This is a genomic window from Polynucleobacter sp. 35-46-11 (assembly GCF_002281105.1).
Map to the genome: position 1 here is coordinate 1 of NZ_NCFJ01000100.1, position 6,970 is coordinate 6,970.

Here is a 6,970-nt window from a genome sequence, read left to right on the forward strand (position 1 = left end):
ATTTTGGAGATGTTGGAGCAAATCTCGACTGTTCCACTGGAGGGAACATTGAATTCACCGGCATTTGCTTTTGGCTGGGAATCATTCTGGAAATTAGCTAAGGCCAATATTGATGCAAGTTACGCAGCGCAATGGCAGCTTGCAGAACTTTTACTTAATCCCGCTAAAAAAGATTTACAGACTGAGCTCTCTACCTGGCTCTTGAAGCAAGGCAAAGATGGCGATGACTTTCTGACTCTACAAAAGAAAGCAAAGGGGTTTTTATTAGGCCTAGCAGAATCAGAAACACCATTTACTAACAGCGCAAAAGAACTACTCATCAAGCTACAGCCAAAAGATGAGGCACTCTCCTCTCTTTGGAATGCTTGGCTCTCAGATAAAAATGAGGCTGCGCTGATACAAGCAGCAGAACTTGGGCTGACGATTGCCAAACTCACACTGGGATTACGCCTAGCGCAATTCAATGAGGTTGATTCTGCTGAGAAAGAGGTGATTGGGGTGGGTGGTGGCAAAACGAATGCCTCCCTCAAGAAAGCGGCCTATTGGTTAGAGTTGGCCGCCAAAGACGGCGATCGCGATGCTTGGTTTGCCTTAGGTGAGATTTATCGTCGACCACAGTTCTCTGGATACAACGCCGCTGAGAGTGATCGCTGTCTTGATCGTGCAGCAGATTTAGGTCATCCAGTAGCTCAATTCAAAAGAGGCGCCAACCTCTGGCGCAAACGCGAAAAAGTTGAAGAGAAGGTTCGCGGCCTGCAAGCTTCTTATTGGATTTGGCAAGCACACCAACAAGGTGTTACCGAAGCAAAAGAATTGCTTGGGAAAATTCTGGAGAATGTCTCCAGCCCAAAGAACAATGATTGGTTTGAATTGGCTACTTATGCTGAAAAGGCATTAAACCATCACGCCGAACACAAATTAGATGAAGAGTGGATCTTGCTATGTCACCGACTCATCATCGCCAATCAATTTAATTTGAGTAAGGCTGAGCTATTACTGTGTGAGGTTGGGCAGTTACAGCACGAACATTGTGTCGCAGTCGATATTCGTCGCGAGCTACCAAAGATACTGCCTAGATTAATTCAGATTGATACCACGCAGCAGCGGCGCTCTTTGCTTGCCGCAGGAAAAGTATTTGCTGGAAGCGAATCTGACTTAGAAGGTAATTTAAGACAAAGACGTTATCGATTTGACCGAGTAACTGAGTGGCTGACTGCTACCTTCTCACAAGATCAAACAGTAGCTTGAGTATCCGAGCCTTTAGATTCGCCATCTTTAATGTCATCAGACTCATCATCTACGGATTTTGGGACATAGAAGCGGGCAATGAGAAGCCCGAGCTCATAGAGTAAGCACATTGGCACAGCTAAGAGCAGTTGAGATAACACATCTGGTGGTGTCACGATTGCTGAAATCACAAAAGCGCCAACAATTACATAAGGACGAATCTCTTTAAGCTTAGCCAATGGCACCATGCCCATGCGAACCAGCACCACCACAACAACTGGAACCTCAAAGGTAATGCCAAAGGCCAAAAAGGTTGTCATAGCAAAGCCAAGGTATTTATCAATATCAGTCGACATTTCAGCACCCAAGGGAGCGTTATAACTAGCCATGAATTGAAATACCGTTGGGAAAACTAAGAAGTAAGCAAAGGCCATTCCAAAAATAAACAGGCTATAACTACTGATAACCAAAGGTACTATCAACTTACGCTCGTGCTGATAAAGGCCGGGGGCAATGAATGCCCATAACTGATACATCACTACTGGCAGAGCGATTAAGAAAGCCACCAACATGGTGACTTTCATAGGTACAAAGAATGAACCCGTGACATCAGTCACGATCATCTTGCCGCCAGCAGGTAATGCCTGAAGTAGTGGCTGGGCAAACAAATGAAAAATATCTGGTGCCCAATAAACTAAGGAAACAAAAACTACAATGATGGCTATCGCTGACTTGATGATGCGATCACGCAACTCAAATAAATGTGACAAGAATGATTCTTGTAGTCCGGAATCTTCTGTTGAATTATTTTGCGTCATTGATATTCGTATTTACTTTTCTTTGGGCTAATTTATTTGCCCGCGCTGTGGTGAAAGCGCTTCATGCGCGCAGCTCCGGACTGAACTCTTGTGCGCATACCAGTGGATCGCTTAAACCAAACTGGTCTCGCAGCGCGCCTCACGCCCCAACTCTTCCGACCCTGGCGTACCGATTTTTGTAGAACTTCTTTTTCATCAAGAGGAGCTCTCGTAAAATGATTTTCAAAGATATCTGCCTGGTCACTGAGATTGGCACCAGCCTCTTGAGTAACAGATTGAATGGAGTTCTCAACATCTTTAAAGGCAGAGACACTTTCTTCTCGGAGTTTCTTGAACTCCTCAACATCCATCTGCCTGCTAACTTCGGATTTGACATCCGCCATATAGCGCTGCGCTCTTCCAAATAAGTTACCCGCCATACGGGCAATTTTTGGAAGTCGTTCCGGGCCGACCACTACCAATGCAACTACTGCAATGAGTGCAAGCTTTGAAACTCCGAGATCAATCATTGCAGCTGCGCATTATTTCTATCAACAATTATTTATTGATATCTTTTGCCTGAACATCCACAGTTTTCTCTGTTGATGTAGCAGCGCTCTGAATTTGCTCTTTAGCCTTGTCTTGCGACTCTTCAGTTCCCTCAGGCGTTTTCATGCCATCTTTGAAACCTTTAACAGCGCCACCTAAATCAGTACCGATATTGCGCAATTTTTTGGTACCGAATACCAACATCACGATTACCAAAACAATTAACCAATGCCAAATGCTAAATGAACCCATTTTTAATCTCCTCGGACTATTTTTTCCAGGGGCGCGGACCGCCCATCACATGCAAATGCAAGTGATAAACCTCTTGCCCACCATCTGCACCATTATTCACTACCAATCTAAAGCCACCATCTTTTCCAGGACGGCAACCCTGCTCCTTGGCGAGACGTGGTGCTAATTCCATCATTCTACCTAGCAATGGCGCATCAGCCACTTCTGCAGATTCCAGCATAGGGATATGTTTTTTAGGAATCATCAAAAAATGGACGGGGGCTGCAGGATTAATATCTTTAAAGGCATAAATCTCCTCGTCCTCATACACCTTTTGGGATGGGATTTCACCTTTGGAAATCTTACAAAATAGGCAATTTGGGTCATGGGGCATCAATTACTCCTTGCTTGAAGCTTTTCTGGCGGCTTTTTCCTCGATGCCTGAAGTACCGAGACGGCGCTCAAGCTCAGTAATTACGTCTTCTGGGCGCAAGCCAAACTGAGAAAGGGCAATTAGGCAATGAAACCAGAGGTCAGCCATCTCCCCAACCAAGAGTTTTTGTTGCTCAGGGGCCAAATTGGCATTTCGAGCATCCTTGGCGGCCATCACTGCTTCGGTAGCCTCTTCTCCAATCTTCTTCAAAATTCCATCATCACCCTTAGAGAAGAGTAAAGCTGTGTAAGAGGTCTTGGGATCGGCCTGGCCAGCCTTAAATGCATCGCGGCGCTGATCAACTACATCAGCCAAGTGGGCAAAAGCAGCATCTAAATTAGAGGGGGTATTCGCTGAACTAGTCATCAGGTGATTTTATGTCTTTTATTACCAGGTAGAAGAGGGGTGGGTTATTTAAGGCCCTTAGACTCATCAACCCAGGTAGATTGGGCTGAATCCCACCTCTGGAAGAAGCAACTATGCTCGCCAGTGTGACAAGCAATACCGTCTTTTTGCTCAACCATCAGCAAAATCGTATCGCCATCGCAATCAAGGCGGATTTCTTTTACTTTTTGAGTATGGCCAGATTCTTCACCCTTGTGCCATAGTTTTTGCCTGGAACGCGTCCAATACACCGCCTCGCCTAAGCGCAAGGTAGCCAATAAAGCATCACGATTCATCCAAGCCATCATCAAGATATCTTTACTGCCAACTTCCTGGGCAATTACCGGAACTAAGCCCTGCTCATTCCAAGTGACGGCATCAAGCCATGCGCCGGGCTCTAAGGAGTCAACTGGAGAGAAGGAATTTTTCATGCTCATCTTCGAATTATTTTCTTAGTAAAGCTGTCTGCACTTAGATGCGAACAGGAACGCCTTGGCTTGCCATATATTCTTTTGCTTGACCAACAGTGTATTCACCATAATGAAAAATACTTGCCGCAAGAACTGCGTCGGCATGACCTTTGGTAATGCCATCGACCAAGTGCTGCAAATTACCCACGCCGCCAGAGGCAATCACTGGAACGCTCACCGCATCACTTACTGCGGCAGTTAACTCCAAATCAAAACCATCTTTACTACCATCACGATTCATGCTGGTGAGAAGAATTTCTCCAGCACCACGCTGAGCCACTTCAGAAGCCCATGCAACGACATCCATACCAGTAGCAGTTCTACCCCCATGGGTAAAGACTTCCCAATTGCCTGCTTCCGTTTTTTTAGCATCAATGGCAACGACGATGCACTGCGACCCATAATATGCAGCCGCATCCGACACCAAATCTGGATTCGCCACTGCGGATGAGTTCATGCTCACCTTATCAGCGCCAGCATTGAGTAAGCGGCGCACGTCAGCTACAGCGCGCACACCACCACCAACAGTCAGAGGAATAAATACTTGAGATGCAACATCTTCAATGATGTGCAATATGAGATCACGCCCATCAGAGGTAGCAGTAATATCTAAGAAGGTGAGTTCATCAGCGCCTTGAGTGTCGTAGCGTTTTGCAATCTCCACAGGATCGCCCGCATCACGCAGCCCAACAAAATTCACGCCTTTCACAACCCGCCCTGCCGTGACATCAAGGCAAGGAATAATTCGTTTAGTGAGCACTATTAAACAATCTAAATAATTTTCTTAGCGAACTTCAGAGTTAACTCATCAGCATATTTTTGTGCCGCAGTTAAATCTAGATCGCCAGCATAAATTGAGCGTCCAGCAATAACACCCATGACACCCTCAGCTTCAGCTTCACTTAAAGCCTCAATATCTTGATTGTTAGATAGGCCACCACTTGCAATCACCGGAATCCGAATAGCCTGGGCTAATTTAATCGTAGCATCCATGTTGATACCCTTCATCATGCCATCACGACCAATGTCGGTATAGATGATTGCTTCAACACCGTAATCTTCAAACTTTTTTGCAAGATCAATGACTTCATGGCCGGTGATCTTACTCCAACCATCTGTTGCGACTTTGCCATCACGGGCATCCAGTCCCACCATGATGTGGCCAGGAAAGGCAGTGCAGGCATCTTGCACAAAGCCAGGACTCTTTACTGCTGCAGTACCAATAATGACTGTACTAATACCGTCATCTAATAATCGCTCAATCGTTTCGAGATCGCGAATACCACCACCCAGCTGAACTGGTATCTCATCGCCTACTGCTTTGAGAATGGATTTAATCGCAGACTCATTCTTCAACTTGCCAGCAAATGCGCCATTCAAATCGACGAGATGTAAACGACGCGCTCCCTTACTAATCCAATGCGCAGCCATCGCACCCGGGTCTTCAGAAAACACAGTGGCTTTATCCATGTCACCTTGTTCGAGTCGAACACAGTGGCCATCTTATAGGTCAATCACGGGAATCAGCAGCATAGCGGTAGCTTAGAGAAGTTTTAAGGTTGCCAAGAAACAAAATTTTTGTAGAGCTTTAATCCGTATTCTGCACTTTTTTCTGGATGAAATTGTGTTGCAAAAATATTATCCCTTGCAACGGCAGAAGTAAACCAATCGCCATATTCGGTTGAGCCAGCAATATCTTCTTTGCGTTGCGGCACAACATAGTAACTATGTACAAAGTAAAAACTAGTCAAATCTGGGATGCCATCCCAAAGTGGGTGCTTGCGATCTTGGCGTACTTGGTTCCAACCCATATGGGGCACTTTGTAAGCGGAACCGTCTGGCTGCAACTTCCCAGCCAACTCAAAGCGGCGCACCTCACCCGGAATCAAGCCCAAACAAGGTGTCCAAGCGGTACTGGAATTGGCTCGCACTTCAGCACTTTGATCAAATAGCATTTGCTCACCCACACAAACACCTAATAAGGGTTTATTTTTGGCAGCATCAAGCAACGCCTCCAATAAGCCAGACTCTTGAAGATGCTTCATGCAATCGGGCATGGCACCCTGCCCTGGGAGCACCACCCGCTCTGCAGAGATAATTTCTTCTGGGTTGTGTGCAATGAGGATATTCGCATCTGGAGCCACATGATGAAAGGCCTGATAGACGGAACGTAGATTACCCATTCCGTAGTCAACGATCGCAATAGTTTGCGCCAATTGTTAGCCTATGTTCTGTAGTTTTTTGACAGTCTTCTAGTCAACGCTAGAAATTTTCTAGATTAGAGACTGCCCTTAGTAGAAGGAACAACACCGGAAGCACGTGGATCCAACTCTAAAGCCATGCGCAAGGCACGACCAAAGGCCTTGAACACAGTTTCAATCTGGTGGTGAGCGTTAATGCCACGTAAATTATCGATGTGCAAAGTTACTCCAGCATGGTTTACAAAACCACGGAAGAACTCAATACTAAGATCTACATCAAAGTCGCCAACACGAGCACGGGTAAATGGGACGTTGAACTCTAAGCCTGGGCGACCAGAAAAATCGATCACTACGCGAGAAAGGGTTTCATCCAAAGGCACATAAGAATGGCCATAGCGAGTGATGCCTGCTTTATCACCAACTGCCTTAGCAAATGCCTGTCCCAGAGTGATCCCTACATCCTCAACGGTATGGTGGTCATCAATATGGGTATCTCCTTTTGCGACGACTTTCAGGTCGATCATGCCGTGACGGGCAATTTGATCCAACATATGGTCTAGGAAGGGTACGCCAGAGGCCAGCTCAGCCTTACCTGTGCCATCTAAATTGATAGCAATTTGAATTTTGGTTTCCGAAGTGTTTCGGGTAACGTCGGCTTGCCGCATGCTTCAGTGCGCC

Annotated in this window: 10 protein-coding genes and 1 pseudogene; 1 reads left to right on the top strand and 10 read right to left on the bottom strand. The window is 46.0% G+C overall.

Annotation, left to right across the window (positions count from 1 at the left end; genetic code table 11):
• Positions 1-1,248: sel1 repeat family protein (locus tag B7Y67_RS08805; RefSeq protein ID WP_293598322.1), on the top strand; the 1,248-nt coding region annotated here is incomplete at its 5' end.
• On the opposite strand, the gene tatC is transcribed toward B7Y67_RS08805, so the two are convergent.
• The 10 genes and pseudogenes from tatC to hisB all read right to left on the bottom strand — a co-directional run bounded on the left by tatC (position 1,233) and on the right by hisB (position 6,957).
• Entirely contained in the window at positions 1,233-2,045 is an 813-nt protein-coding gene (gene tatC, locus B7Y67_RS08810) for a twin-arginine translocase subunit TatC (protein ID WP_293598323.1), read from the bottom strand. The genes B7Y67_RS08805 and tatC overlap by 16 nt on opposite strands.
• A 32-nt stretch (positions 2,046-2,077) precedes the next feature.
• Entirely contained in the window at positions 2,078-2,554 is a 477-nt protein-coding gene (gene tatB / locus B7Y67_RS08815) for a Sec-independent protein translocase protein TatB (RefSeq protein WP_293598324.1), read from the bottom strand.
• Between the two features lie 28 nt (positions 2,555-2,582).
• Entirely contained in the window at positions 2,583-2,825 is a 243-nt protein-coding gene (gene tatA, locus B7Y67_RS08820; protein ID WP_216268591.1) for a Sec-independent protein translocase subunit TatA, read from the bottom strand.
• 16 nt (positions 2,826-2,841) lie between these two features.
• A complete protein-coding gene (locus tag B7Y67_RS08825; RefSeq protein WP_293598325.1) occupies positions 2,842-3,198 on the bottom strand; it encodes a histidine triad nucleotide-binding protein in 357 nt (118 codons plus the stop codon).
• Between the two features lie 3 nt (positions 3,199-3,201).
• A complete protein-coding gene (locus B7Y67_RS08830; protein ID WP_293598326.1) occupies positions 3,202-3,603 on the bottom strand; it encodes a phosphoribosyl-ATP diphosphatase in 402 nt (133 codons plus the stop codon).
• Positions 3,604-3,647: 44 nt separating this feature from the next.
• On the bottom strand, positions 3,648-4,052 hold the full coding sequence (gene hisI / locus B7Y67_RS08835) for a phosphoribosyl-AMP cyclohydrolase (RefSeq protein ID WP_293598329.1): 405 nt from the start codon (positions 4,050-4,052) through the stop codon (positions 3,648-3,650).
• A gap of 40 nt (positions 4,053-4,092) precedes the next feature.
• Entirely contained in the window at positions 4,093-4,851 is a 759-nt protein-coding gene (gene hisF / locus B7Y67_RS08840; RefSeq protein ID WP_293598327.1) for an imidazole glycerol phosphate synthase subunit HisF, read from the bottom strand.
• Between the two features lie 11 nt (positions 4,852-4,862).
• Positions 4,863-5,624: pseudogene (gene hisA / locus B7Y67_RS08845) on the bottom strand (1-(5-phosphoribosyl)-5-[(5-phosphoribosylamino)methylideneamino]imidazole-4-carboxamide isomerase).
• Positions 5,625-5,644: 20 nt separating this feature from the next.
• Entirely contained in the window at positions 5,645-6,307 is a 663-nt protein-coding gene (hisH, locus tag B7Y67_RS08850) for an imidazole glycerol phosphate synthase subunit HisH (protein WP_293598328.1), read from the bottom strand.
• 62 nt (positions 6,308-6,369) lie between these two features.
• Positions 6,370-6,957, bottom strand: a complete 588-nt coding sequence (gene hisB / locus B7Y67_RS08855; protein WP_062307133.1) for an imidazoleglycerol-phosphate dehydratase HisB — start codon at positions 6,955-6,957, stop codon at positions 6,370-6,372.
• Positions 6,958-6,970 lie beyond the last annotated feature (13 nt).